Annotated in this window: 22 protein-coding genes; 3 read left to right on the forward strand and 19 right to left on the reverse strand. The window is 65.1% G+C overall.

What is annotated here, in order from left to right; all coding sequences use genetic code 11:
* Nucleotides 1-35: 35 nt before the first annotated feature.
* The 13 genes from AC1VVM_RS00265 to cyoA all read right to left on the reverse strand — a co-directional run bounded on the left by AC1VVM_RS00265 (nt 36) and on the right by cyoA (nt 13,283).
* The gene (locus tag AC1VVM_RS00265; protein WP_482955567.1) at nt 36-869 is read right to left on the reverse strand and encodes a fumarylacetoacetate hydrolase family protein; all 834 of its coding nucleotides are present in this window, start codon (nt 867-869) and stop codon (nt 36-38) included.
* A 48-nt stretch (nt 870-917) separates the two neighbouring features.
* On the reverse strand, nt 918-1,802 hold the full coding sequence (locus tag AC1VVM_RS00270; protein ID WP_482955568.1) for a VOC family protein: 885 nt from the start codon (nt 1,800-1,802) through the stop codon (nt 918-920).
* The gene (locus AC1VVM_RS00275) at nt 1,799-2,230 is read right to left on the reverse strand and encodes a GlcG/HbpS family heme-binding protein (RefSeq protein WP_482955569.1); all 432 of its coding nucleotides are present in this window, start codon (nt 2,228-2,230) and stop codon (nt 1,799-1,801) included. The genes AC1VVM_RS00270 and AC1VVM_RS00275 overlap by 4 nt, the downstream gene beginning before the upstream one ends.
* A complete protein-coding gene (locus AC1VVM_RS00280) occupies nt 2,227-3,750 on the reverse strand; it encodes a bifunctional 3-(3-hydroxy-phenyl)propionate/3-hydroxycinnamic acid hydroxylase (RefSeq protein ID WP_482955570.1) in 1,524 nt (507 codons plus the stop codon). Before AC1VVM_RS00280 ends, AC1VVM_RS00275 begins: the two co-directional genes overlap by 4 nt.
* Before the next feature lie 28 nt (nt 3,751-3,778).
* The gene (locus AC1VVM_RS00285) at nt 3,779-5,014 is read right to left on the reverse strand and encodes an amidohydrolase family protein (protein WP_482955571.1); all 1,236 of its coding nucleotides are present in this window, start codon (nt 5,012-5,014) and stop codon (nt 3,779-3,781) included.
* A gap of 344 nt (nt 5,015-5,358) precedes the next feature.
* On the reverse strand, nt 5,359-6,288 hold the full coding sequence (locus tag AC1VVM_RS00290; RefSeq protein WP_482955572.1) for a LysR family transcriptional regulator: 930 nt from the start codon (nt 6,286-6,288) through the stop codon (nt 5,359-5,361).
* Between the two features lie 22 nt (nt 6,289-6,310).
* Entirely contained in the window at nt 6,311-6,901 is a 591-nt protein-coding gene (locus AC1VVM_RS00295; RefSeq protein WP_132387033.1) for a response regulator transcription factor, read from the reverse strand.
* On the reverse strand, nt 6,894-8,228 hold the full coding sequence (locus AC1VVM_RS00300; protein ID WP_132387035.1) for an ATP-binding protein: 1,335 nt from the start codon (nt 8,226-8,228) through the stop codon (nt 6,894-6,896). Before AC1VVM_RS00300 ends, AC1VVM_RS00295 begins: the two co-directional genes overlap by 8 nt.
* Complete coding sequence (locus tag AC1VVM_RS00305; protein ID WP_482955573.1) at nt 8,216-8,956, reverse strand: SURF1 family protein; 741 nt, start codon at nt 8,954-8,956, stop codon at nt 8,216-8,218. Before AC1VVM_RS00305 ends, AC1VVM_RS00300 begins: the two co-directional genes overlap by 13 nt.
* A 22-nt stretch (nt 8,957-8,978) precedes the next feature.
* The gene (gene cyoD, locus AC1VVM_RS00310) at nt 8,979-9,359 is read right to left on the reverse strand and encodes a cytochrome o ubiquinol oxidase subunit IV (protein WP_132387037.1); all 381 of its coding nucleotides are present in this window, start codon (nt 9,357-9,359) and stop codon (nt 8,979-8,981) included.
* Nucleotides 9,359-10,003, reverse strand: a complete 645-nt coding sequence (gene cyoC, locus AC1VVM_RS00315) for a cytochrome o ubiquinol oxidase subunit III (RefSeq protein ID WP_132387039.1) — start codon at nt 10,001-10,003, stop codon at nt 9,359-9,361. The genes cyoD and cyoC overlap by 1 nt, the downstream gene beginning before the upstream one ends.
* A gap of 3 nt (nt 10,004-10,006) precedes the next feature.
* The gene (gene cyoB, locus AC1VVM_RS00320; protein ID WP_482904794.1) at nt 10,007-12,013 is read right to left on the reverse strand and encodes a cytochrome o ubiquinol oxidase subunit I; all 2,007 of its coding nucleotides are present in this window, start codon (nt 12,011-12,013) and stop codon (nt 10,007-10,009) included.
* A gap of 7 nt (nt 12,014-12,020) precedes the next feature.
* A complete protein-coding gene (cyoA, locus tag AC1VVM_RS00325) occupies nt 12,021-13,283 on the reverse strand; it encodes a ubiquinol oxidase subunit II (RefSeq protein WP_132387043.1) in 1,263 nt (420 codons plus the stop codon).
* 194 nt (nt 13,284-13,477) lie between these two features.
* Between cyoA and AC1VVM_RS00330 the strand changes: the two genes are divergently transcribed.
* Nucleotides 13,478-14,791, forward strand: coding sequence for an MFS transporter (locus AC1VVM_RS00330; protein WP_132387045.1), 1,314 nt, complete (start codon nt 13,478-13,480; stop codon nt 14,789-14,791).
* Between the two features lie 242 nt (nt 14,792-15,033).
* Nucleotides 15,034-17,478, forward strand: a complete 2,445-nt coding sequence (locus AC1VVM_RS00335) for a TonB-dependent receptor (protein ID WP_482955574.1) — start codon at nt 15,034-15,036, stop codon at nt 17,476-17,478.
* A 79-nt stretch (nt 17,479-17,557) separates the two neighbouring features.
* On the opposite strand, the gene AC1VVM_RS00340 is transcribed toward AC1VVM_RS00335, so the two are convergent.
* The 6 genes from AC1VVM_RS00340 to AC1VVM_RS00365 all read right to left on the reverse strand — a co-directional run bounded on the left by AC1VVM_RS00340 (nt 17,558) and on the right by AC1VVM_RS00365 (nt 25,569).
* Nucleotides 17,558-18,967, reverse strand: a complete 1,410-nt coding sequence (locus AC1VVM_RS00340) for an efflux transporter outer membrane subunit (protein WP_482955575.1) — start codon at nt 18,965-18,967, stop codon at nt 17,558-17,560.
* Between the two features lie 17 nt (nt 18,968-18,984).
* Nucleotides 18,985-22,170 (reverse strand): efflux RND transporter permease subunit, encoded by a 3,186-nt coding sequence (locus AC1VVM_RS00345; RefSeq protein ID WP_482955576.1) that lies wholly within the window; start codon nt 22,168-22,170, stop codon nt 18,985-18,987.
* A 59-nt stretch (nt 22,171-22,229) separates the two neighbouring features.
* A complete protein-coding gene (locus AC1VVM_RS00350; protein ID WP_482955577.1) occupies nt 22,230-23,507 on the reverse strand; it encodes an efflux RND transporter periplasmic adaptor subunit in 1,278 nt (425 codons plus the stop codon).
* A complete protein-coding gene (locus AC1VVM_RS00355; RefSeq protein ID WP_132387062.1) occupies nt 23,504-23,899 on the reverse strand; it encodes a hypothetical protein in 396 nt (131 codons plus the stop codon). The genes AC1VVM_RS00350 and AC1VVM_RS00355 overlap by 4 nt, the downstream gene beginning before the upstream one ends.
* A gap of 467 nt (nt 23,900-24,366) precedes the next feature.
* Nucleotides 24,367-24,987: a TetR/AcrR family transcriptional regulator gene (locus AC1VVM_RS00360; RefSeq protein WP_132387063.1), complete on the reverse strand. Its 621-nt coding sequence runs from the start codon at nt 24,985-24,987 to the stop codon at nt 24,367-24,369.
* A gap of 108 nt (nt 24,988-25,095) precedes the next feature.
* Nucleotides 25,096-25,569, reverse strand: a complete 474-nt coding sequence (locus tag AC1VVM_RS00365) for an Lrp/AsnC family transcriptional regulator (protein WP_132387065.1) — start codon at nt 25,567-25,569, stop codon at nt 25,096-25,098.
* 148 nt (nt 25,570-25,717) lie between these two features.
* On the opposite strand from AC1VVM_RS00365, the gene AC1VVM_RS00370 reads away from it, so the two are divergent.
* On the forward strand, nt 25,718-26,767 hold the full coding sequence (locus AC1VVM_RS00370) for a Glu/Leu/Phe/Val family dehydrogenase (RefSeq protein ID WP_482955578.1): 1,050 nt from the start codon (nt 25,718-25,720) through the stop codon (nt 26,765-26,767).
* The last annotated feature ends 23 nt before the right edge of the window (nt 26,768-26,790 follow it).

Consider the following 26,790-nt stretch of genomic DNA (forward strand, 5'->3'; position numbering starts at 1 on the left):
CTCTCCCTTATATTTCTTTTGTCGTGTGAACGCGGTCAGGCTTCGTCGATAACGGGGTTGGTGAGCGTGCCGATCACGCCGATGGACACTTCCACGGTGTCTCCGGCCTTGAGGTAAAGCGGGGGCTTGCGCTTGTCGCCGACACCGCCGGGGGTGCCGCTGGCGATCACGTCGCCCGCCTTCAGTTCGGTGAAGGTGGAGCAATAGGCGATGACCGTGGGGATATCCCAGATCATGTCCGAGATCGGCTGATCCTGCACCAGTTCGCCGTTCACGCGGGTCTGCACGCGCTGCGCGGCGAGGTCTTCCACCTCCGAAGCGACCACCATTGAGGGGCCGAAGCCGCCGGTGCCAGGCCAGGTCTTGCCGGGGGTGAACTGGATGTTGTGGCGCTGCCAGTCGCGGATCGACCCGTCGTTGAAGGGCGCGAAACCGGCGACGTGCTCCCATGCGTTCTCGGGCGCGATGCGGCGGCCCGGCTTGCCGATCACGACGGCGAGTTCGCCCTCATAGTCGAAGCGCTCGCTTTCGGGCGGGCGGACGAGTGCCTCCCCATCCGCGATCAGGCTGTCGGCCCAGCGGGTGAAGATCGCCGGGTGTTCCTTCTGCTCGCGGCCGGTCTCGGCGACGTGGGTGGCATAGTTGAGGCCGACGCAGAGGATCTTCTCGGGGTTCGGCACGACCGGCAGCAGCGTGACGGCGGCGCGAGCGAACTCGCCCGTCACGGCCAGCCCGGCGAGATCGCCGCCGAGCACGTCCTTCAGCCATGCGTCACCGCCGGGGGCGCCGAGATCGAGAACCTTGTCCCCCTCAAGGCGGCCGAAGCTCTTGCTGCCGTCGGGACGTTCGAAGCTGATGTAACGGTTCATGCGTAGTCTCCCCTGCCCCCCGCGATTGCGGCGGCGGCGGTCAAATGGTCAGAGCGGCGCGGCGTCCCAGTCGCGGCGGAAGCGGAAGCGTTCCTCGGCACGGCGCAGACCGTCGAAATCCTTGTCCGAGATGCCCCACTGGTCGATGCGGTTCGGCGGCCAGGTCCAGTCTTCCGGCGCGCCCACCTTGTAGTCCTCGGGCACTTTCTCGACGGCGGTCGAGAATTCGACCACCGGGCCGAACGGGGCGATGAAGTAGGCGTAGACATTGGCGCCGGGGCCATGGCGGCCGGGGCCCCAGGCAGGCACCATCGCATGGTCGCGCAGGCGCCCGATGCCGCGCATCACCGCATCGATATCCTCCATCTCGAAAGCGACATGGTTGAGCGAGGCGAACCCGGCGCGGGCAAAAGCGGTCGAGTGGTGGCTGTCGTTGCAGCGCACGAAGACCATGCCCTTGGTGCGGTCCGAGACGCGGAAGCCAAGGATGTCCTCCACCGCCTCTCCGCAGGCTTCGGCATCGGCGGCGTTGAACACCACGTGGGTGAGCTTCACCGGCAGGTCGCGGCCGGTGATCGGCTCTGCTTCGTCGGCGCCCACGAGGAAGCGCAGGATCGTGCCTTCGGGCAGTTCCACCAGCAGGCCCTGCCCGCCGCCGAGGTCTTCGCTGACGGTAGGACGCGCGGTCCAGCCTGCGGCGGCGATGCGCTGCTTCAGGGCTTCGAGTTCATCGGCGGTGCAGACGAACGTGGTCGAGCGGACGAATTCGTCCTCCGCCTTCTCGAACGCGACGAGATAGGGGAACGGGCCGGAGCCGCGCAGGTAATGGGTGTCGCCCTGAACCTCGGCTGCGGCCATGCCCCAGATTTCGGTCATGAACGTGGCGGCGGCGGCCGGATCGGGCAGCGCCAGTTCGATGCTGCGCAGTTTCATGCTGCCTGCTCCTGAAGAAAGCCCGCTGCACGGAGACCGGCGCGGGCGCAGTCGGCATCGCACTCGCCGGTATCACCGCTGACGCCGACGGCGCCGATCAGACTGCCGGCGGCATCGCGGATCACCACCCCCCCGGGGGAAAACGCGATGCGGCCGCCAACGACAGCGGTGACACTTTGAAAGAAAACCGGATTGCCCTTGGCGCGCTCGGCCAGAACGGCGGTATCGGTATCCATGCCCACCGCGCCTTGCGCCTTGGCTTTTGCGATATCGAAGCGGAACAGGCTGGCCCCGTCCTCGCGGGCGAAAGCCATCGGATGCGCGCCCGCGTCGAGCACGATCACCGCCAGTTGCTTGGCATTGCGGGCACGCGCTTCGGCGAGCGTACCGGTGACGATGGTCTGGGCCTGGGCCAGCGTGAGAGTCATGCGGCAAGTTCCTGGTGGCTGAAAAGCTGCGCCGCGCGGGCGGCGAGAAGATCCTCGGCGCTGTGCACGGCAGTACCGAAAACGTAGTGGTCGGGGCGGATGAGCACGGCGTCGGCGTCGTGGGCATCGAGCCATGCCATGACCGCGCCGTTGTCCGGCAGAGTGCTGGCGGAAACGCGGGTCACGCCGTCGGCGCTGCCGGCCACGGCATCGTCGCGGACGAAGAGGCGCCAGTCGCCGCCGGTCAGATCGTCGAGCTTGCGGCCGTCGAAGAGGATCGGCTGGATGAAGCGCACGCCTGCGCCGGAGGTCTTGGCGAGGACGACGCCCTCCGTGATCGCGGGGATCAGGTCGTGCGCGGTCTCGCCGGCTTTCTGGCGCGCTTCCTCGCGGATGCGGGCATCGCGCAGGGCGGCCTCGGCAGGGTCGAGTTCGCAGATATAGCGCCCAGCGGCGACAGCCGCGCCGATCACCGCGCGGACATGCGGATCGCGCTCACGCTGGTAGGTATCGAGCACCGAGGCGTCGGCGCCGTGGTTGGCCACCGCGTCCATCTTCCACGCCAGATTGGCGACATCGCGCAGGCCATGGCACATGCCCTGCCCGAAGAACGGCGGCGTCTGGTGCGCGGCGTCTCCGGCAAGGAACACGTTGCCGACCTGCCACTGATGCGCGACGAGGCCGTGGAAGCGATAGGTCGCCGCGCGCACGATCCGGTGCGGCACATCGGCCATCCACGCACCCACGAGTTCAGCCACCTTCTCGGGCGCCATCATCGCGGTATCGTCCTCGCCGGGGAGCAGCATGAACTCCCAGCGGCGATGGTCGCGGCGGCCGGGAACCACGGTGGCGGGGCGCGAAGGATCGCACATCATCACCGAGAGGCGCTGGAGATCGGCCCCTTCCGGAACTCCGGAGAGCGGCGGGAAGGCAACCGGCCCCTCCACTTCGGCATCGACGACGAGCCAGGGTTCCTCGAAATCGAGATCGTCCAGCACGACACCCAGCGCCTTGCGGACCGAACTGCGCGCGCCGTCGCAGGCGATCACCCAGCGGGCCTCGGCCACCTCAAGCTTGCCGGCGACGAAGTATTCGACGGCAACTCCGCTATCGTCCTGCGTGAGGCCGACGACGCTGCCACCCAGCTTCAATTCGACATTGGGCATTGCCGCGAAGCCGCCGCGCAGATGCGCTTCGAGTTCGGGCTGGTAGAAGAAATAGTCGTTCGCCCACCCAAACGGGCGCGGTTTGCCCACCGTGCCCATGTAGCGGATCACGCCGTGGTCGGCGCCGATATGCAGGTGCCCGTCGGTGGCGACCATGTCGCGTTCAAGGTCGTTCAGGACCGTCGTGGACTGGAACAGGCGCATCATCTCGTGATCGAGGTGAACCGCGCGCGGCAGCGGATAGTGTTCCAGTTCCCGTTCGAGAACCAGTACGTTGAGCCCTTTCAGGCCGAGAAGGTTCGCGGCCAGCGCGCCCACAGGGCCGCAGCCTACGACAACCACGTCGTACGACATCTTGTAAGCCCCTAGATAGGCGTCGGCATTAAGCCGTGGTCTGGATCTCTGCGGGCGCCTTGTGGAACGCCCCGCCCTTCATGATCATGGTCAGCCGGTCCTTGTCCTGCAGCACCGCGACATCCGCCGTGGGATCGCCGTCGACCAGCAGCAGGTCGGCCAGCCAGCCCTGCTTCACCAGCCCGACCTCAAGGCCCATCAACTCGCCGCCGTACTGGGTGGCGGAACGCAGGGCTTCGGCGGGGGTGAAGCCGAAATACTGGACGAAATGCTCCAGATCGCGGGCATTGCGGCCATGCGGATTGAACGGAAAGCCATAGTCGCCGCCGGTCAGGATGCGCACGCCGCGCGCCTTCAGTTCGGGCACCAGCTTGCCTTCAAGGCCCATGCGCTCATGGGCGCTGGCCTTCATGTGCGTCATGTCGACATGCGGCGGCGGATTGGCCTCGATCGCTGCCACCGAAACGCCGGGACCGGGCGCGTAGAAGAACTTGTCCTTGTCCGCGGCCATGCGATCGACAGTCGCCGCATCGGCGAACGAGCAGTGGTAAAGAATACGCGCACCGGCATCGAGGGCAAGGCCGATAGCCTCTGGCGAATAGGCGTGGGTGGCGATCCACATGCCTGCCTCGCGCGTTGCCTCACCCGCCGCCAGCATTTCCTCGCGGGTGTAGTGCACCTGCATCGCCGAACCGGGCTTCAGCGCGTCTTCGCCGGAAACGACCAGCTTGATCGACTTTACGCCCTCGTCCTTGCAGTAAGCCACGAACTGGCGCATCGCATCGGGCCCGCGACCATTGAACACGTCGCCGGTCTCGACGCCCTCTTCGCCTTCGGGGCTGCGTTCGAGAGTAGAGGGAACCATGCGCGGCCCCGGCGTCTCGCCCGCCGCGATGGCAGCAGCGAGTTCCGGCTCGATCATGTCGCCCAGCGCACCGGCCGAGTAGATCGAGGTAAAGCCATGGTCGAGCAGCACGCGCGCATTGCGCCATGCCGCGACCTTCAGCTCGTCAGGCGGGAGGATGAACTGGTGGTAGATCTTTTCCACCGAAGACCCCCAGGTGAGATGGGTGTGCGCGTCGACAAGTCCGGGCATCAGCGTCTTGCCGCGCCCGTCGATCACAACGTCGGCGGCTTCACCCGCCAGAGCGTCGTCGCCGTAAGCCACTCGGGCGATGCGGTCGCCGTCCACCAGCACCGAGCCGGTCTGGAGAGCGCTGCCGCTGCCGTCGAAGATGGATGCATCGCGGATCAGGGTCCGCATGGCTCTCTCCCGTGTGTTCGTTTGTTGAGCCCGATCTAACGTATAGAAGGCCCCAAAGTAAAATAATGATATTTCAGATTGCCATAGCTGGAGACTATGGAATGGGCGCGATTTGCGTGAGCGAAATTGGCCCACTTTGCTTCGTCGCCCCCGCGAAGGCGGGGGCCCCGCTTTTTGTTGAGTTCATGCAGAGACGCGAAGACGCAGGGAGACCGCGCGGCAATCAACCGTTTCGTCCGCGTCTCTGCGTGCTGAAAGAATAACAAGCGGGATCCCCGCCTTCGCGGGGATGACGGTCTTTTGAGGGGCTATTGCGCTGCAAAAGCCACAGAAGGCGACGAAAGCTACGGAAGCACCGGAAGCGCCGCCAGCATTGCTTCGGCCAACGGCGAGAGTGTTCCGCCTTCCATGCGCAGGACGCCAACGCTGCGCTCGAACACGGCCTCGGCAATGGCGATGGCTCGGATCGAACCGTCGGAGGCGCCGTCCAGCGCCACGGTGCGGGGCAGCACGGTCACCCGGTCGGTCTCGCGCACGATGGCCCGCGTGGTCAGCAGGGAATCGCAACGGATCGTCGTGCGCGGCACCGAGACGCCCGCCGCGATAAACAGCGCGTCGACCTGACGGCGGAACGCCCCGCGCGCTTCGGGCAGGACCCAGGCCAGCGCCTCTACCTCGCGCAGCGACACCCGGTCCGCCAGCGCCGCATGGTGCGGGCCGACGATCAGCGCGAAGGGATCGCGCGCCGCCGTGGTCTCCACCATGCCCTCGGGCACGCTTTCGATGCGGGTGGTGACCATGGCCAGTTCGATCTCGCCCTGCCGCAGCATCTCGTGAAGTTCGGCATCCGGACGTTCGACCACGCTGAGCGCGAAATCGCCCAGAGCCGCCTCCACGCGCATGATCGCGCCGGGCAGCAGGGTCAGCAGCGCGCCGGGAGTGCCGCCGATGCGCAGAGGGCCGGAAATGCGGTGCCGGGCGTGCTCGACGTCGCTCACCGCGTCGGCCAGCAGGGTTGCCAGCGCTTCGGAACGGCGTTGCAGCGCAAGCCCTTCGCGGGTGAGCACGATGCCGCCGCGCCCACGCTCGAACAGCACGGTGCCGAGCCGGTTTTCCAGCAGCGCGATCGTGTTGGAGACCGACGGCTGCGACAGGTTCAGCGCACGCGCGGCGGCGCTGATCGAGCCGGTCTCGCAGACGGCACGAAACGTCAGCAGCGCGCGCGGATCCACAGCGGGAAGGCGCGCCTTGCGCGGCGCGGAATGCTCGGTCATGTCCCCCCTCCCTCGCTACCAGCTAGACCTGCCGCTTTTCGAGCTTGCGCGCCAGCGTGCGGCGGTGCAGCCCAAGACGGCGCGCGGCTTCGGAAATGTTGAACTCGCATTCGACCAGAGTGCCGTGGATATATTCCCACTCCAGTGTCTTGATCGAGCTGCGGCGCCCGTCCACCGGCACGCTGGCATCGCCCTTGCCGCTGGCGAAAGCGGCCTCGATATCGTCGGTATTGGAAGGCTTGGCGAGGTATTGCGAGGCGCCCAGCTTGATCGCTTCCACGGCCGTCGCGATCGAGGCATAGCCGGTCAGCACCACAATCCGCGTCTCGGGCGAGCGGGCGTGGAGCGCCTGCACCACCGCCAGCCCGGACGAGGCGCCCAGCTTGAGGTCGATCACCGCATATTCGAAATCCTCCGCCGCGCAGAGCCCTTCGGCCTCTTCCGGGCTGGCGGCGGAACTGACGCGGTAGCCCCGCCGCTCGAACGAGCGGCGCAGCGTGCGCGCGAACGTGGGATCGTCCTCGACGATCAGCAGGCTGGCAATTTCCGCCCCGTTTACAGCAGTGTTGATGGCATCGTTCACGGCTGCTGGGGTCGTGGCAGGCTCAGTCATGGGGCGTTCCGGCGTTGTCCTCGCCCTTCCTGGGCTCGTAGGCCAGTGTAGCAAGGGGAATGGCAAGTTGCACCCTTGCGCCGCCATCAACCAGATTGTCGACCGCAACTTTGCCGCCCAGCTTGCGGATCACATTGACGACAAGGAACAATCCCAGCCCGCCGCCGTCGCGCCCCTTGGTCGAGGCATAGGGCTGGCCGACGCGCGGCAGGATCTCCGCCGCGAAACCGGGGCCCCGGTCGCTGACGGTGAGCACCAGCCTGCCGCCTTCCACCCAGGCCTCGATCACCACGAGCCCGGGCGAGACTTCCACGGCATTGTCGATGACATTGCCGATCACCTGCTTCAGGCCGGGATCGGAGACGATGGTGCGGTCCACGTCAATGGAATCGAGGAAGCGCAATTCGCCCGCCATGCGCGGCCGCCATTCGGCCAGGATCTCGCCGATGAAGCCGCGCAAGGTGGTGACGGCGGGCGCAATGCCTCGCATTTCCCCCGCCGACATCAGGATGCCGCTGACGATGGTCTTGCAGCGCTCCAGTTCGCGCCGCACGTCGACGAGGTCGGCGGCGAGGTCCGGATCCTCGGCGATGGCAGGCTCGTGGCTCCAGTCGCCGAGGATCACCGAGATCGACGAAAGCGGCGTGCCCAATTCATGCGCGGCGCCCGAGGCGAGCAGGCCCATGCGGATGATATGGTCCTCCTCGGCCGCCTGTTGGCGCAACGCGGCCAGCTTGGCGTCGCTCTCGCGCCGGGTCAGGTCGAGCCGGGCCACGAAGACGATCAGCAGCACCGCCGCCAGCACGAAGCACAGCAGGCTGCCGTAGATGTAGAGCTGGAACGGGTCGCCCGCGTGGTGCACCGGCAAGCGCAGCGGGTGGTAGTAGAACGTCAGCAACAGCACGCAGAGGCAGGCGTTGACCGCCACCAGCGAACTCCACCGCAGATCGAGGATAACCGCCGCGATGACGATCTGAAGCAGGAACAGGAACGTGAAGGGATTGGTCGCCCCGCCCGAGTGGTAAAGCTGCCAGCACAGCGCGACGACGTCGATCATCAGCGCGCCGAACAGTTCGCCCTGCGTGAACGACTGCCGCCGCAGGACAACGCTCGCGGAGACGAGGTTGACCACGATCAGCAAGAGCGGCGCCAGCAGCAGCGGCGCCAGCGACAGGCGCACGCCCAGCACTTGCTGGACGACGACGATGGTGATGAGCTGGCCGATCACGGCGGTCCAGCGCAGCTGCATGAGCAGCACGATATTGGCGCGGCTGGCGGAACTTCCGGGAAGGCCGCGCGGCGCGAATAGATCGATCAGCCGTTCCATCGGCGGCGGCGCCAGACGAAGACCAGCGCCATCGCGGACATTGCCGCCATCGTGAACCAGGTCAGCGCATAGCTGAGATGGTTGTCCGGGAAGTGGATCTGGGTCAGCCCCGGCACCGGCGCAAGGCCCTTGGGCCTGACGGCATCTTCCACTTGGGCGTCGACGAAGGCCGGCACCACCGCGCCGATCCCGCGCGCTTGCGCCAGCGCGTTGACGTCGCGCGAATACCAGCGGTCGGCCTGCGGCTGGTTCGACTGGAGCAGGCTGCCGGCAGGCTCGTTCACCCGCAGCAGGCCGATGACCGAGACCCGGCCTTGCGGCGTGGTCGCAGCAGCGACGGCGGCCGTGGTGCCCGCCGGCACGAAGCCGCGGTTCACCCAGACATGCCGTCCATCATCAAGCCGCAAGGGCGTCATCGTCCAATACCCGGTCCCGAGGTCGGTAGCGGCCCGCACCAGCGCGGTCGCCTTCCCCTCGTAGCGCCCTTCGATCGAAACGCGAAGATAGGCAAGGTCGGTGGCCTTATTCCCCGCCAGCACGGCGTCGGCGGGAAGCGGCACCGGCGCGGCGCGGGTCCGTGCGTCCACTTGCGCGATCAGCGCGTGCTTCCAGTGCAGGCGCTGCACCTGCCACACGCCCAGCGCGATGAAGAGCGCCATCGCCGCAAGCAGAAGCGCGGCAAGCCCCCAGGGCCGCCGCGCTTCATTGGTCTCGATCACATTGTGCATGATGCGGCTGAAATCGTGACGATCAGGGCAGCTGGCCCATGTCGTGCGCGTTCATCGGCATCATGTTGTGGTTCAGGTGGTACATGACCCACAGCGAACCCGAGAGCGTGATCACCAGCACCACGATCGTGAAGATCAGCGCCATGACCGTCCAGCCGTTCTCGGACTTCGTGTTCATGTGCAGGAAGTAGATCATGTGGACGACGATCTGCACCATCGCGAAGGCCATGATGACAAGCGCGGTAGTCGACTTGTCGGCGATCGCGCCGGTCATCACCAGCCAGAACGGAATGGCGGTGAGGATGACCGAAAGGAAGAAGCCGATCAGGTAGTCACGCAGAGTGCCGTGGCCGCTGGCGTGCACATCGTCGACGTGCTCGTTGGGGTGGACGTGGTCGCTCATCACAGCATTCCCATGAGATAGACGAAGGTGAAGACGCCGATCCAGATGACGTCAAGGAAGTGCCAGAACAGCGAAAGGCACATGAGGCGGCGCTTGTTGGCCGGAATCAGGCCCTTGGTGCCGACTTGCGCGACCAGCGTGAACAGCCAGATCAGGCCGAACGTCACGTGCAGACCGTGGGTGCCCACCAGCGAGAAGAACGCGGTGAGGAAGGCCGAACGCATCGGCGTCGCACCTTCGGCGATCATGTGATGGAACTCGAAGAGTTCGATCGACAGGAACGCCGCGCCGAACACAGCGGTGATCAGCAGCCAGATCTGGGTCGCGCCCTTCTGGTTCTTCTCCATCGCGATCATGGCGATGCCGTAGGTGATCGACGAGAACAGCAGCATGGCCGTGTTCACCGCGACGAGCTTGAGATCGAAGAGATCCTTCGGCCCCGGACCCGCCGCGAAGTTGCCGCCTAGCACGCCGAAGGCGGCGAACAGCATCGCGAAGATGAGACAGTCGCTCATCAGGTACATCCAGAAGCCCAGCATGGTGCTGCCGCCTTCGGGATGATCGTGCTCGTTCAGGTCGTAGAACGCAGCCTGGAGCTGCGCCTGCGACAGGTTGTGGCTCGTATCAGCAGTAGTAGCAGTCATCGATCAGGCTCCCACTGCCGCGAGCTGGCGCGTACGCTCGGCCTCGGTCGCTTCGACCGTCTCGACCGGGATGTGGTAATCGCGCTTGTAGTTGAACGTGTGGAAGATCGCATAGCCGATGATGCCGAGGAACGACACGGCTGCAAGCCACCAGATGTACCAGATCATCGCGAAGCCAAGCGCCGTCGAGATGCCGGCAAGGATGATCCCCGCGCCGGTGCTCTTGGGCATATGGATCGGACGGAAGCCCGAGGTCGGACGTTCCACGCCGCAGCGCTTCATGTCGTCCCATGCGTCGATGTCGTGCACGATCGGGGTGAAGGCGAAGTTGTACTCCGGCGGCGGCGAGCTGGTCGACCACTCAAGGGTACGGCCGTCCCACGGATCGCCCGTTTCGTCCTTCAGTTCCTCACGCTTCCAGATCGACACCGCGAACTGGACGAGCATGGCACCGATACCGCCGGCGATCATCAGCGCGCCGAAGGCGGCAACGATGAAGAACGGCTGGAGCGACGGATCGTCGAACACGCGCATGCGGCGGGTAACGCCCATCAGGCCCAGGATGTAGAGCGGCATGAAGGCGAACCAGAAGCCCGGAACCCACAGCCAGAAGCTGACCTTGCCCCAGAACTGGTTGAGCTTGAAGCCGAAGGCCTTGGGCCACCAGAAGTTGATCGCCGCGAAGATGCCGAACAGCACGCCGCCGATGATGACGTTGTGGAAGTGGGCGATCAGGAACAGCGAGTTGTGCAGGACGAAGTCGGCCGGCGGCACCGCGAGCAGAACGCCGGTCATGCCGCCGATGGTGAAGGTCATCATGAAGGCGACCGTCCACATCATCGGCAGTTCGAAACGGATGCGGCCACGGTACATCGTGAACAGCCAGTTGAAGAGCTTCGCGCCGGTCGGGATCGAGATCACCATGGTGGTGATGCCGAAGAACGAGTTGACGCTCGCGCCCGAACCCATCGTGAAGAAGTGGTGTAGCCAGACGAGGTACGAGAGGATGGTGATGACCAGCGTCGCGTAGACCATCGACGAATAGCCGAACAGGCGCTTGCCGCAGAAGGTGGCGGTGACTTCGGAGAAGACGCCGAACAGCGGCAGGATGAGGATGTAGACCTCTGGGTGGCCCCAGATCCAGATCAGGTTGACGTACATCATCGGCGAGCCGCCGAAGTCGTTCGAGAAGAAGTTAAAGCCGAGGTAACGGTCAACCGACAGCATCGCCATCACGGCCGTCAGCACCGGGAAGGCGGCGACGATCAGGACGTTGGTGCAGAGTGCGGTCCAGGTGAAGATCGGCATGCGCATCATGGCCATGCCCGGCGCGCGGAGCTTGACGATGGTGGCGATCAGGTTGACGCCCGAAAGCAGCGTGCCGACACCGGCGATCTGCAAGGCCCAGATATAGTAGTCGACGCCGACCCACGGGCTGTACGCCAGGTTGGACAGCGGCGGATAGGCCAGCCAGCCGGTCTGCGCGAACTCGCCGATGAACAGCGAGGCCATGACCAGCACCGCGCCGGCGGTCGTCATCCAGAAGCTGAAGTTGTTCAGGAACGGGAAGGACACGTCGCGCGCGCCGATCTGCAACGGCACCACGTAGTTCATGAGCCCGGTGACGAAAGGCATCGCCACGAAGAAGATCATGATCACGCCGTGCGCGGTGAAGACCTGGTCATAGTGGTGCGCCGTCAGGTAGCCGTCGTTGCCGTTGAACGCGATCGACTGCTGGATGCGCATCATCACCGCGTCGGCAAAGCCGCGCAAGAACATGATAAGGCCGAGGATCATGTACATGACCCCGATCTTCTTGTGGTCCACGCTGGTGAACCACTCCTTCCAGAGATAGCCCCAGAGCTTGAAATAGGTCAGCCCGGCCACCAGTGCCGCGCCGCCAAGGGCGACGACGACGAAAGTGGCGAGCACGATCGGTTCCTGTGGCAGGGCGTCCCACCACAGGCGGCCCAGTAACGGGCTCCAGTGCGAATGGTCTACGGCTTCCATTGTTCTGTCAGTTCCGGGAAATCTGAGTGGGATGCGCGGGCGTCTGTGCGGGGGCGGCAAGCGCCTCCTGGCCGTGCGAGAAGATCGGTGCCGACTGCGGCTCGCTCAGACCCGCACCGCTCAGGACGCGCGGCGAGGCCGGTGCCTTGATCGTGTGGTCCGGCGCGGAGCCGGGGTTCTGGCGGCAGAGTGCGCGGACCCAGGCCAGCTCGCGCTGCATGGCGGCAGTCGGGTTCGCGGTGGCCTGGGCAGCAGCCTGGCGGCCGCCACGATCGTAGGCCAGCATCTGCACGTTGCGAATGCCTTCCTTGCCAAGGCCACCGCGCGCGTCAATCGCCATCATGTCGCTCATGCACATCTTGCCGGGCTCGACGCACATGTTGAGGATGGCATTATAAAGGTCGGGCGAAACCGACGCGAAACGCATGACCGGCACCTTCTCGCTCGGCTTTTCGAGCTGGAGGTAAGCGGCGCGGTCCAGCGTACCGGCATTCGCCTGTCCGCCGGCCTTCACGCCCTGCGCCCACTGGTCGAAGCCGGCGTCGGTAACCGCGTGCGTGGCAAAGCGCATGTGCGAGAAGCCCGCGCCCGAGTAGTTGGCCGAGAAGCCGATGAACTCGCCCGGATGGTTGATCACGGCGTGCAGGCGCGTTTCCATGCCGGGCATGGCGTAGATCTGACCGGCCATGGCAGGCACGAAGAACGAGTTCATCACGCTCGAAGAGGTGATCTTGAACTGCAACGGACGGTTGGTCGGCACGACCAGCTCGTTGACCGTGGCCACGCCCTGCTCGGGATAGATGAACAGCCACTTCCAGTCGAGCGCGACGACTTCGACCTCAAGCGGCTTGGCGTCGGCGGGAACGGCGGTGGCGGCGTCGATACGGCCGATGGTGCGGTAGGGATCGAGAAGGTGCGTGCTCACCCAGGTGATCGCGCCAAGGCAGATGATGATCAGCAGCGGCGCTGCCCAGATCAGGAGTTCAAGCTGGGTCGAATGATCCCAGTGCGGGTCGTAGCGTGCCTCTTTGTTGGATGCACGGTAGTGCCACGCGAAGAACGCGGTGGCGGCCATGACCGGAAGGATGATGATCAGCATCAGCAGCGTGGAAGTGACGACAAGGTCACCCTGCTGCTGCGCGACATCCCCGGAAGGGCTCAGCACTACAGAGTTGCAGGCAGTCAGCGCGCCCGTCAACGACAGGGCGGCAACGATCTTGGCGAGCGCGGATGGATGCCGCGGCTTCGGTCGGGACTCGGGTGGGCGCATGGCGCTGCGCCTAAGCTGATGCCGCGATTGCGAACATAGGACATTTTGTCCAATCCCCTTGAACGCAATCAATGCCGATAGGGCCCCTCCATGTACACGGGCGTTTTCGCGCGTCCGCTTTGATTCGTCCGCGACCGATCGTGCGCGATCCGCATGGCCGGAAACGGACCCGAGACGAAGGCCGCAGATTCGAAATGACCAGCACACCCCAGTCCAGAGACGCCCTGGGCCTGCCGACGTTCAAGGAGCACCACCAGCCCTCCCCGGGTGAGATCGCCATCGGCGTCATCATCGGGCGAACTTCGGAGTTCTTCGACTTCTTCGTCTATGCCATCGCCTCGGTTCTGGTTTTCCCGAAGCTGTTCTTCCCCTTCGTCGACGCGCTGACCGGCACGATCTACGCTTTCGCGGTCTTCGCGCTGGCTTTCGTCGCCCGTCCGATCGGTTCGCTGGTCTTCATGGCGATCGACCGCGCCTATGGCCGCGGCACCAAGCTGACGATGGCATTGTTCATGCTGGGCGGCTCCACCGCGGCGATTGCGTTCCTGCCGTCCTATGCCTCGGCGGGGATGACCTCGATCTACCTGCTCTGCCTGTTCCGCCTCGGCCAGGGCTTTGCCCTTGGCGGCACGTGGGACGGTCTGGCCTCGCTGCTCGCGCTCAACGCGCCCGAGCATAAGCGCGGCTGGTATGCGATGATCCCGCAGCTTGGCGCGCCGTTCGGCCTGATCGTGGCCAGCTCGCTGTTCGCCTTCATGATCGCCGAGCTGCCTTCCGCGGACTTCCTTGACTGGGGCTGGCGCTATCCCTTCTTCGTGGCCTTCGCGATCAACGTGGTGGCGCTGTTTGCGCGCCTGCGCATCGTCGTCACGGACGAGTTCGAGAACCTCTTCACCACCCGCGACCTTCAGGCGGTAAGCGTCAGCTCGACGATCAGCACCCAGTGGCGCACGATCGTGATCGGTGCCTTCGCCCCGCTCGCCAGCTTCGCGCTGTTCCACATGGACACGGTGTTCCCGCTTTCGTGGGTGTTCCTGTTCACCAACGATTCGCCCACCGGCTTCCTGCTGATCGAAGCCATGGCCGCCGGTTTCGGCGTGCTCGCCATCGTCGCCTCGGGCGTGATCGCGGACAAGTACGGCCGTCGTAACCTGCTCGGCACGTGCGCGGTGGGCATCGCGGTGTTCTCGGGCTTCGCCCCGCAGCTGCTCGATGCCGGTCCGCTGGGCGAAATCACCTTCATGGTGATCGGTTTCATCCTGCTCGGCCTGTCGTTCGGCCAGTCTTCGGGCGTCGTCGCCTCGGCCTTCCCGACCGAGCACCGCTATGTCGGCTCGGCGCTCACGAGCGACCTTGCCTGGCTGTTCGGCGCCGGCTTCGCCCCGCTGGCGGCGCTGCTGCTGTCGGCCAACTTCGGCCTGATCGCCTCGGGCGCCTACTTGCTCTCGGGCGCGCTGGCGACGCTGATCGCACTCTGGCTCAACAAGGGCCTCGCCAGCCGCAACTGATCGGCGGCAACGCTGGCAGATTCGAGGGGGCGCTTCGGCGCCCCCTTTTTTATGCATTTTCTCCCGGTGCGGCAAAGAGAGGCGAATCGCGACATTCCAGTCGCTTGAGCAAGTTTGATCACCTGTTCAAATAACGCCCCGCCGTAGTTTTACAGAAATGAGGCCATTTCATTTGACAATCTGCGACGCTCCCTCGCACCCATAGGCATAAGAAAAGTTTATAAAAACTGGAGGGAGAGTTCATGCGCGCTTACAAGCAGCTTCTGTTGGGATCGGTGGGCCTGTTGGGGATGAGCACCCCCGCACTGGCACAGGACCAGCAGCAGCCGGCAGCCGCCGAGGCCGCCGCAAACGAGGCCAGCAACGTCATCATCGTTACCGCGCGTCGCCGCGACGAAGATGTGCAGGACGTGCCGGCGGTGATCGACACGGTAACGGCCGATGACCTCTCCAAGCTCAGCATGCGTGACTTCAAGGAAGTCTCCACGCTAGCACCGGGCCTCCAGCTCGAAACCAATGCCAACGGCATTGGCGGCAGCGCCAAGATGCGCGGCGTCAACTTCGACGTGAACGCCAGCGGCAACAACCCCACCGTCGAATTCTACATGAACGACGCGCCGATCACGGCCGGCGTCATTCTTCAGCAGATGTACGACATCGGCCAGATCGAAGTGCTGCGCGGTCCCCAGGGCACCCTGCGCGGCCGCGCGTCCCCCTCGGGCTCGATCACGATCACCGCGAAGAAGCCGGATCTCTATTCGTACGGCGGCTTCATGGACATGACCGCGAACGACATCGGCACGATCAACGCCAAGGCCGCGCTCAATATCCCGATTGTCGAGGGCATTGCCGCGATCCGCGCCGCCGGCGTCTGGGACGAGAACGAGGGCGACCGCGTCCACTCGATCTACAACAATCCCGATCCGTTCGGCCGGACCAAGAGCGGCCGTCTGTCGGGCCTTATCATGCCGAGCGATTGGCTGCGGTTCGAAGGCATGTACCAGCGGATCGACTTCACCGGCCGCACCTACGACCAGGTCGCCTCGTTCTCCGAGGTCAATCCCGACGCCGATCCGAGCCCGGTGGACATCCGCACCAAGGATCGCCTGTCGATCCAGCAGGCTCCGCGCGATATCCGCCAGATCTTCAACATCTACAACTGGCGCGCCGAAGCAAGCCACTGGGGCCAGCGCCTGATCTATCAGGGTCAGCATTACACCCAGAACATCCACTCGACCGACAACGTCGACGACGGCAATTTCTTCGACGGCGACATCAACCAGATCAGCCACACCAAGTCGACCTCGGGATCGCATGAAGTCCGCCTGCAGAACGACGAGCGGCTGTTCGGCATGCTCGATTATGTCGTCGGCTTCTTCGATGCCACCAACAATCCCGATACCGTGCTGAGCAGCCCGACGCCGGTCCGACTGCCCGATGCACTCGGCGGCGGTATTGCCCAGATCGTCAACACGGCTGTCGAGAGCAAGGGCAAGTCGCACGAACAGTCGATCTTCGGCAACCTGACCGCGCATATCGGCGATCTCGAAATCGCCGGCGGCGCACGCCATATCGACTATACGAACCGGGGCATCCTGCTGGTTGGCGGGACCGCCATTTCCGACCGTACGCAGCATGAGAAGCAGTGGATCTACAGCGGCTCGGTGAAGTACAACTTCACGCACGACCTGATGGTCTATGCTTCGACCGGCAGTTCTTGGCGTCCGGGCATCGACGTGGTGGGTGACTTCAACATTGCCCCGTCCGACCTCGAAAACTCGTTCCTGCACCTGCCGGCGGAAACCTCGAAGTCCTATGAAGTCGGCTTCAAGTCGACGATGCTGGACGGCCAGCTGCGCTTCAACCTCACCGGCTACCACCAGAAGTTCAAGAACTTTCCCTTCCGTGCACCGGGTTCGGGCGTCTATTACATCAACACCGTTGCCGTGCGTGACGCGCTGGGCAACGTAACCAGCACGGCGCAGCAGGTCGGCCAGTTCAACTTCGTCGGCGCTGTTCCGGTGGAGGTCAACGGTGTCGAGGGCGACGTCTCCTACACGATCCTGAAGGGCTGGGATCTCAGCGCCGCAGCCAGCTATTCGATGGGCAAGATCAAGAACGGCACGGTGCCCTGTACCGACCTCAATCGCGACGGTGTTCCCGATTCGATCACCAGCGCACCCAGCCTGCAGCAGATGGTGGCGGCCGTCGGTTCGGACAATATCGCGTCCTGCCAGGTCAATCAGCGTTCCGGGTTCATGGCGCCGTTCAGCGCGACCGTGCAGAGCGAATACACCTTCCCGGTCATCAACGGCGGCAATGCCTATATTCGCGGCCTGCTGACCTACTATGGCAAGTCGCAGGTCGATCCGACCAACCCCTATGACGATGTGAGCGACTATGCTCTGGTCAACCTCTTCGCCGGCCTGCGTTCCGACGACGGGGCCTGGGAAATTGGCCTCTATGCGAAGAACGTCTTCGACACCACGAAGACGCTTACTCGCACGACGCCGTTGTCCACCAGCTATCAGCAGCTCGCCTGGGGCGGACAGTTCGATCCGAGCACCGGCCGCCCGGTCTTCACCGGTTCGTCGGGTGCGAACTACACCAGCACCTATACCGGCGTGACCACCACCGCGCCGCGCGAATTCGGTATCAACGTGCGCTACGCCTTCGGCTCGCGCTGATAACCGGAAACGGACACGAAAAGGGGCGGCAAGGCACATGCCTTGCCGCCCCTTTCTGTTTGTGCGGAAGCCGGGAAGATCAGGTCTTCTGCCAGTTCCCGCCCAGCGCGCGGAACAGGTCCACTTGCGCGAAAGCCACCGCACGGGTTGCCGCCGCGTAGTCGGCGTCCGCACTGGCCAGCGTGCGCTGCGCATCGAGCACGTCGAGCGCGTCGATCTGCCCCCTGCTCTGCCGCGCCATGCCGACATCGGCGGCCCGCTGCGCCGCATCGCGCGCAGCGGCGAGCCGGTCCTTGCGCAGCAGCGCGTTGCGATAGGCCGAAAGCGCCGTCTCGGTCTCTTCCAGCGCGCGCAGCACGGTGCCGTCGAAAGTCGCGAGATCGGCCTTGGCATCGGCTCGCGCCCCGCCGATCCGCGAGCGGATCGCTTCCTGATTGGGGAATGCCCACGAGATCATCGGCCCCACCAGCCAGCGCAGCGGCCCGCCACCGAAGATGTCGGTCGCGCCCAGCGCCGTAGTACCGATCGAGCCGCCCAGCGTGATCTTCGGATAGAGATCCGCCGTGGCCACGCCGATCCGGGCGGTGTCCCCGGCAAGGCGGCGTTCGGCCGCCTTCACGTCCGGACGACGCGCCAGTAGCGCGCGGCCATCGCCCACCGGGATCGGTTGGCCGACATCGGGCGTGGTGGTCCGCTCGCGCACCGAAGCGGGCAAGTCCTGCGGCGTCCGCCCCGTCAACGTGGCGAGCCGGAACAGCGCCGCATCGCGGGTGGCCTCAAGGCTCGGGATCGCCGCAGCCTGCTGCTCGCGCAGCTGGGTCACGCGGATCACGTCCAGCTTCTGGTTGAGGCCGCGCTCGAAGCGGGCATTGGTGATCCGCTCGGACTTGTCGAGCAGCGCCACGGTATCCTGCGCCACCGCGATCTGCTCGGCCGCGCTGGTGGCATCGACATAGGCGCGCACGGTATCGGCAACGACTGTCACCCGCACCGCGTCGGCATCCTCCCGTGCGGCGCCGAGATCGGCGCGCGAGGCCTCGATCCCGCGCTTGACGCGGCCGAACAGGTCCAGTTCGTAACCGACCGAGAATTCGCCATCGACCGTACGGCCCTGCCGGTCGGCACCTGGCAGGACCTGGCTTTCCGAAACCCGGCCATATGTCGCGCTGGCGTCGATGCCGGTCTGCGGCAGGGCCTGCGACTTCGATCCGCGCAAGTTGGCGCGTGCCCGCTCGATCCGGGCCACCGCCACGCGCACGTCGGTATTGGCGGCGAGCGCATCGGTGACGAGCCCATTCAGTACGGGATCGTTGTAGAGCCGCCACCAGTTGTCGTCCGGCCCGGCGGTCGACACTTCGGCGGACTGGACGCCCGTGAAGGGCGCCCCCGCCGTAGCCGGCGGCGTCGGCGCAACATAGTTGGGTCCGACGGCGCAGGCCGAGAGGCTGGACGCGGCAAGAAGTGCCGCGGCCAAGGTTTTGATATTCATGGACATCATCCGTCCTTTCATTCCGCCGGGATCACCGCGTGGCTCTCGTGGTGCGGTTCTGCGGGCTTGCGCCGGAGAGCCGCCGCGAGCTTGCGGCAGACGACGTAGAAGGTGGGCGTGAACAGCAGGCCGAAGGCAGTAACGCCAGCCATGCCGAAGAACACCGCCGTACCCAGCGCCTGCCGAAGCTCGGCGCCAGCCCCTGTCGCAATCACCAGCGGCACCGCGCCGAGGATGAAGGCGAACGAGGTCATCAGGATCGGGCGCAGGCGGGTGCGGGCCGCGTAGACGGCTGCTTCCACCGGCGAGTATCCCCGCTCCTCTTCGGCCTGCTTGGCGAACTCGACCACAAGGATCGCGTTCTTGGCGGCAAGGGCAATCAGCACGACCAGACCGATCTGCGTGAGGATGTTGTTGTCCATCCCGCGCAAGTTCACGCCCAGCATGGCCGCGAACAGACACATCGGCACGATCAGGATGATCGACAGCGGCAGGGTCAGGCTCTCGTACTGGGCAGCCAAGACCAGGAAGACGAACAGCACCGCCATGCCGAAGACGATTCCGGCCGTGTTGCCCGCAGTGGCCTGCTGATAGGCGATACCCGTCCACTCATGGCCGTAGCCCGAGGGGAGCGTTTCGTCCGCCACCTTCTCCATCGTCGCCAGCGACTGGCCCGAGGAATAGCCCTTGCCATAGCTGCCGTCGATTTCCACCGCCGGGTGCAGGTTGTAGCGCACCACGCGGTAGGGTCCGGTCTCGTCCTTGAAGGTCGCGACCGAGCCGACCGGCACCATCGCACCCGAGTCCGAACGGGCCTTGAGGTTGGCGATATCCGCGGTCGATCCGCGATAAGGCGCATCGGCCTGCGCGGTGACGCGATAGGTACGACCCAAGAGGTTGAAGTCGTTGATGTAGGACGAACCGAGGTAGACCTGCATCGCTTCGAAGATCTTGGACGGAGAAACGCCCAGCATGTCTGCCTTGCGGCGGTCCACGTCGGCATAGACACGCGGGGTGTTCATGCTGAACAGGGTGTAGACCTGCTGAAGCTGCGGCTGCTCGTTGGCCTGCGCGATCAGGGCGCCGGCTGCCTTCTGGAGTTCACCCAGACCACGGCCTTCCTTGTCCTCCACGATCATGCGGTAACCGCCCGGGGGGACGATGCCGTTGATGGTCGGCGGCGGGATCAACAGGACTTGCGCCTTGTCGTAGCCCTTCAAGGCTTCGTGCGCCTGCGCCATGATGCCTTCATAGGTGACGCCGAGTTGCTTGCGCTCCTCGAAGCTCTTGAAGGGGAAGTAGATGGCGGCGGCATCGGGCGCTGCGGTCTGCGACGGGCCGTGGAAGCCCGCGAACATCACCGCACCGCGCAGGCCCTTGATGGGCAGCAGGCGCTTGGCGACTTCCTGCGACACGGCGTCCGTGCGGCTGAGCGACGAGCCCGGCGGCAGGAAGATCGCGGCGAGGAAGTAACCCTGGTCCTGCTGCGGGATGAAGCCGGTCGGCGTCGCCCAGAACATGCCCACGGTGGCGGCGATGAGGGCGGCGTAGGTCGCCATCATCTTCGCCGGGCGCTTCACCAGCTTGAGCGTCAATTGCGCATAGCGCTCGCTCAACCGTTCGAAGCCGTGGTTAAACTTGTCCGCCGCGCCTTGCAGCGTCCGCTTCCAGCGGGGCGCATCGGCGGGAAGGCCATGCTTTTCCCGCAGCAGCAACGCGGCAAGAGCGGGCGAGAGCGTGAGCGAGAGCAGCAGCGAGATCGCGGTCGCCGTGGTGATGGTGACGGCGAACTGCTTGTAGAACTGCCCCGACATGCCGGTGATGAACAGCGTCGGCACGAACACCGCGCAGAGCACGAGGACGATGGCGATCAGCGCGCCGGTCACCTCGTCCATCGAGCGCCGGGCGGCCTCGATCGGCTTCATGCCTTCTTCGATATAGCGTTCGACGTTCTCGACCACGACGATGGCGTCGTCGACGACGATACCGATGGCGAGGACAAGGCCGAACAGGGAGAGGTTGTTGAGTGAGTAGCCGACGGCCGCGAGCATGATCGCAGTGCCGACCAGCGACACGGGGATCGCGATGATCGGAATCACCGCCGCGCGCCAGTTCTGGAGGAAGACGAGGATGACGAGCACGACCAGGATCACCGCCTCGAACAGCGTGTGATAGACCGCGTCGATCGACTGGCCGATGAATTCGGTGGGGTTGTAGATCACCGAATATTCCAGGCCCTTCGGGAAGGACTTGGCGACATCGTCCATCTCGGCGCGCACGGCCTTGGCGGCGTCGAGCGCGTTCGAGCCCGGGCGCTGCAGCACCGCGATCACCACGGTGGGCTTGCCCGAAAGGTAGGTGTTGGTGGTGTAGTCCTGCGCGCCCAGTTCGACACGCGCGACGTCGCGCACGCGGACCTGACGGCCATCGGCGTCGGTCCGCACGACGATATCGGCGAACTGCTCGGGCGTGTTCAGGCGGCCCTGCATCTCGACGCCGACCTGGTAGGCATTGCCTCGATCGAACGGCGGCGCGCCGATCGAGCCGGACGAAACCTGCACGTTCTGCGCCTTCAGCGCGTCCACGATCTCACCCGCCGTCAGGTTCATGGCGGCGGCCTTGTTGGGATCGATCCAGATGCGCATGCCGTAATCGCGCGAGCCGAACAGCTGCACGTCGCCCACGCCGTCAAGGCGCGCAAGGCGGTCCTTCACCTGCGTGAGCGCGTAGTTCGACAGATAGTCGCGGCTTAGCGACCCATCGGGCGATTGCAGGTTCACGACCATCAGGAAGTCTGGCGAGGTCTTGCGGGTGACGACGCCCATGGCGCGCACCGCTTCGGGAAGGCGCGGTTCGGCCACGGCGACGCGGTTCTGCACCAGAACCTGCGCGGCATCGAGGTCGGCACCGATCTTGAAGGTAACGGTGATCGTCACCTTGCCGTCGCCGGTGGACTGCGAGGACATGTAGAGCATGTTGTCGACGCCGTTGATCTCCTGCTCGATGGGAGCAGCCACGGTGTCGGCAACGGTTTCGGCGGAAGCGCCGGGATATTGGGCGGTCACCGTCACCGTCGGGGGGACGATGTCGGGATACTGGCTGACCGGCAGGCCGAAGAACGCAAGCGCACCCACCACGGTGATGAGCACCGCGATGACGCCTGCGAAGATCGGCCGGTCGATGAAGAACCGGGAAAATCGCATGGGAATGTGCCCCTCTCACGGGGAGCGGTCACGGAATGGACCGCCCCCCGATGGGTGGATCAATGGGCGATGGTGGCCTGCGCCGCTGCGGGCGTATCTGGGCCGGAAACGGCCGAAGCCGCATGCGCGTCGGGCGCAATCTGGCCGCGACGGATATTCACCTTGGCGCCGGCAACAGCAGCCTGATAGTTGGAAATGATCACGCGGTCCGTGGGCGTGAGGCCCGTGCGGATCACGCGCAACCCGTCCACCAGCGGGCCGAGTTCGACCGGCTTGGCGGCAACGGTGCCGTCCTTGCCGACCGTCAGCACCACCTTGCGGGCCTGATCGGACTGGATCGCATCATCGGGCACCAGCATGGCCTTGACCGTGCCGCCTTCGGCCAGACGCATGTTGCCGAACATGCCCGGGGTCAGGAAACCGTCCTTGTTGTCGAGCACGGCGCGCACGCGGATCGTGCCCGAACGCGGGTCGAGCCCGTTGTCGGTGAAGTCCAGCTTGCCGTTCCAGCGATAGTCGGCCTCGTCCTGAAGGCGGACCTGCACGCTGGCGGCGTCCTTGTGCTCGGCCTTTTCGCGCTGGGTCTTGAGGAACAGCGCTTCGGATGCGTCGAACGTGAAGTAGATCGGGCTGACCGCATTGATCGTGGTCAGCAGGCTGGCGCCGGTGCCGTTCTCACCCGAGACGAGGTTGCCCACGTCCACGCGGCGGTCCGAGATGCGGCCCGCGATCGGGGCACGCACGGTGGAGAATTCGACATCCAGCGACCGCTGGCTGACGCGGGCCTGCGCGGCGGCAAGCTGCGCGCTGGCGGCGCGAACCTTGGCGCTGAGCTGGTCCACTTCGCTGGCGGCCATCGCCTCGTCACCCTTCAATCCGGCGACGCGGGCATAGTCCGAACGGGCGAGCGCCAGCGCGCTCTGCGCCGAAGCCACGTCCGCCTGCGCTTCGGCAAGCGAGGCGCGATAGGGACGCGGATCGATCACGAAGAGCGGCTGCCCGGCCTGCACGTAGTCGCCGTCGCGGAACAGGATCTGGGTGACCGCGCCCGAGACGCGCGGGCGCACTTCCACCGTCTTGCTGGGCGCGAAGCGGCCAACATAGTCGTCCCATTCGGTCACGTCCTTGACCAGCGGATTGGCGGCCTGCACCAGCGCGGGCGGCATCGGCGCGGCGTCGGCGGGGGCTTCATGGAAGACTTTCCACCCCAGCCCCGCCACCGCGACGACGGCGATCGCGCCGATCGCGACATGGCGCCCGCGCCATCGCTTTCGGCGGGTTTCGCCGCCAAACGGCAGGATCTCGGCCGTTTCTTCGAGTTTTACGGGAAAATTCACGCAGCAAGTCTCCGGACCGGGGCGCGCAGGCGCCCGATGAAATCGATCACCGCACCGACCTTGGCTTCGCTGTGGCCGGCGGCCTGCGCCTCGCGAATGGCCGAGACGGGCAGCGTGTAGCCATGATGCCAGGCCTTCACGGCCAGCTGGCGCAGCGCCTCAAGCTGCTCGTTGGCGAGCATCTTCGAAGGCGGGGTCGGCCCGAAAACGAGACGGGCAAGCCACTTGCGTTCGCGCGGCGGGATGAGGCTCTGAAGCCCGTCTTCGCGCGCCAGCTCGACAACGCGGCGTTCGAGCCGGCTCAGCTGGTCGCCGAAAAGCGAGGCGACAGGGTTGGAATTTGCAACGGGCAGCGCCGGATGCGCTGCATCGGAGAAGTCGATGAAGGCCATGTCTGTGCTCCCTGAAAGGAACCGACGCGCGCCCCGGGACAGGAGGGGGAGGTAAGGGCGCGCGCCGGCGGGCTCCGGCGCAAGGGGCACCGGAAAGTCTTGGGTGCAGACCGGCATCGCACGGAAACAGGGTTCCGCCACGTCGGCTGCTTTCGGTTTTTTCTATGGAGCCGTCCGCGGGGGGTCGGGCGGCGCCGGGGGAGGAACTCCGGCCCCGTGCTCCCGTCTAAACGGCGAGTCGGTCATGCCCTCGTTCTGTACCGATTGGTATATATAGCGGTACAGAAATCGTCAAGCAGTTTTCTGTACCGCTCGGTAAAATTAGGTGCAACGCAGCAATTTCAAGGGCGTGAACGGTGAATGAATAAAATTTTATCCGCCGTTCAGGCTGGAAATCCGCTTTCTGCGGATTTCGGCGCCGCCGCTGTCGTCAAAATCCGCTCGAAGCGGATTTTCAGGCTTACGCCCTACTTGCCGGGCCACATGGTCAGGAAGGTATCGACCACGCTTTTCGCTTCCTGCACGCAAGCACCGCCCTGGGCCTTGACCGACATGCCCTGAAGCACCGTCATGAGGCAGTGCGCCAGCGCGCGGGGATCGATGGTCTCGGGCAAGTCGCCCTCGCCCTTGGCGCGTTCGAAGCGCTGGATCAGCGACTCTTCGGTCGCAAGCCGGCGGGCCGCGATGAAATCGCGGATGGAGGCATCCTCCATCGTGCAGGCCACGGTCGAAATCACGCTGAGGCAGCCGTGCGGGTCGGTACCGTTGCCGCCGCAGTGAGTCGCGACCGCACCATTCAGCAGCCGCTCGGCCACGCCGCGCGCGGTCGGCGCTTCCAGCGCCTTGCCCACATAGGCCATCTTGTCGCGCTCGTAGAGGTCCAGCGCCTTCTTGAAGAGCGCTTCCTTGTTGCCGAAACAGGCATAGAGGCTGGGCTTGGTTATACCCATCGCCTCAGTGAGTTCCGCCATCGAGGCGCTTTCATAGCCGCGCTCCCAGAACACGCGCAGCGCAGCGGTCAAAGCCTGTTCAGGATCGAATTCACGCGGGCGGCCACGAGGGGCGGCAATGGAGTCGGAACATTTCATACCGGTCGGTATATAGTTATCCACACCCACCGCGTCCAGTGGCGTTGCGAGCCAGCGTGAAGCATAGCCCGGTAAAATCCACTGCGGGAGGCATGGGGCAACCCTTCCTTACAAATGGTCCAGCGGCAGCGCCGTGGTGAACTTGATCTCCGAAAGCGCGACCATCGAATTGATTTCCTGCACGCCGGGAACCTGCGACAGCTTCTCGAAGAAGAAGCGCTCGTAGGCCTCGATATCCTCGGTGACAATCCGCAGCATGAAATCGACCGCGCCCATCAGCACGAAACAATCGAGCACCTCGGGAAAGGCGTTCATGGCATCGGCGAACTGCGACAGGTTGGCGCGGCCATGCGCGGTCAGCTTCACTTGCGCGAAGACTTGCGCGCGCAGCCCGATCTTGCGCCGATCGAGCACGCAGACCTCGCTGCGGATATAGCCTTCGTCCTTCAACCGCTGGATCCGCCGCCAGCACGGCGCCTGCGAAAGCCCGATCTCCTGCGCGATGTCCGCCGAGGACCGCGAGGCGTCCACCTGAAGGATCGCGAGAATCTTCTTTTCGAACTCGTCGAGGCCGGATGTCATATTCAATTCCAAAATTAGGCAAACGCGGAATGGATCATTCCAGTCGTAGCCCATATCCGTCGAAATTCGCAATTTTTATCACGCCGAACCCTGCTATTTCGAAGGCTCTTCCGAAGATGGGCTCCCCCGAAGCGAGGATGAAGACGAAATGGTGAACACGGTGGATAGCGAACTGGTCGAACAGTTCGTGGTAATCGACGACCCCGAAAGCGGCGCGAAGGGCGTGATTGCCATTCATTCCACTTCGCTTGGCCCGGCGGCCGGCGGCTGCCGTTTCTGGAGCTATGCCGATCAAGATGCGCTGGCGACCGACGCTCTGCGTCTTGCCCGCGGCATGACCTACAAGAACGCCATTGCCGGCCTGCCCTTCGGCGGCGGCAAGGCCGTGCTTCAGCGTCCCGAAGGTGCGTTCGATCGCGCCGCCATGTTCCGCGCGTTTGGCCGCGCCGTCGAGAAGCTGGGCGGCCAGTACGTGACGGCGGAAGACGTCGGCACCACCATCGCCGACATGCGCGCCATTGCCGAGGAAACCCGCCACGTCGCCGGTCTCGACAAGAAGCCGGGCTTTGCCGGTGGCGACCCCTCGCCCTGGACCGCGCTGGGCATCTTCAAGTCGATGCAGGCCACCTCGCGCGTGACTTTCGGTTCGGACGTGCGCGGGCTGACCGTGGCGCTTCAGGGTACCGGCAATGTCGGTTCGCACCTTGCCGAACTGCTGCATGAGGCCGGTGCCAAGCTGGTTCTCGCCGACGCCGATCCGGCTCGTGCCGAAGCGCTTGCTGCCAGGTTCGGTGGCCGTGTCGTCTCCGCCGACGAGATTCTGGCGGCCGAGGCCGAAATCTTCGCCCCCTGCGCGCTGGGCGCGGTGCTTAATCAGGCGAGCATCCCCACCCTGCGCGCCCGCCTCGTCTGCGGCGGCGCCAACAACCAGCTGGCCACCGAGCAGGATGGCGAGCGTCTGGCCGCGCGCGGCATCGCTTATGCGCCGGACTATGTGGTCAACGCGGGCGGCATCATCAATGTGGTGGCCGAATACCTCGGCGAAACCGAAGACCAGGTTGGTGGCCGTATCGACCTGATCGCCGAGCGTCTGGGTGAGATCCTCGCCAATGCCGAGAGCGAAGGTCGTCCGAGCCATGTCGTCGCTGACGAGATGGCGCAGAAGCTGGTTGCTCGCGGGCGTCTGGTCGAAGCGTAAGTTGGAGTTGGGGCGGGGTCAGG

It is taken from the genome of Novosphingobium sp. BL-S-33 (assembly GCF_056857025.1).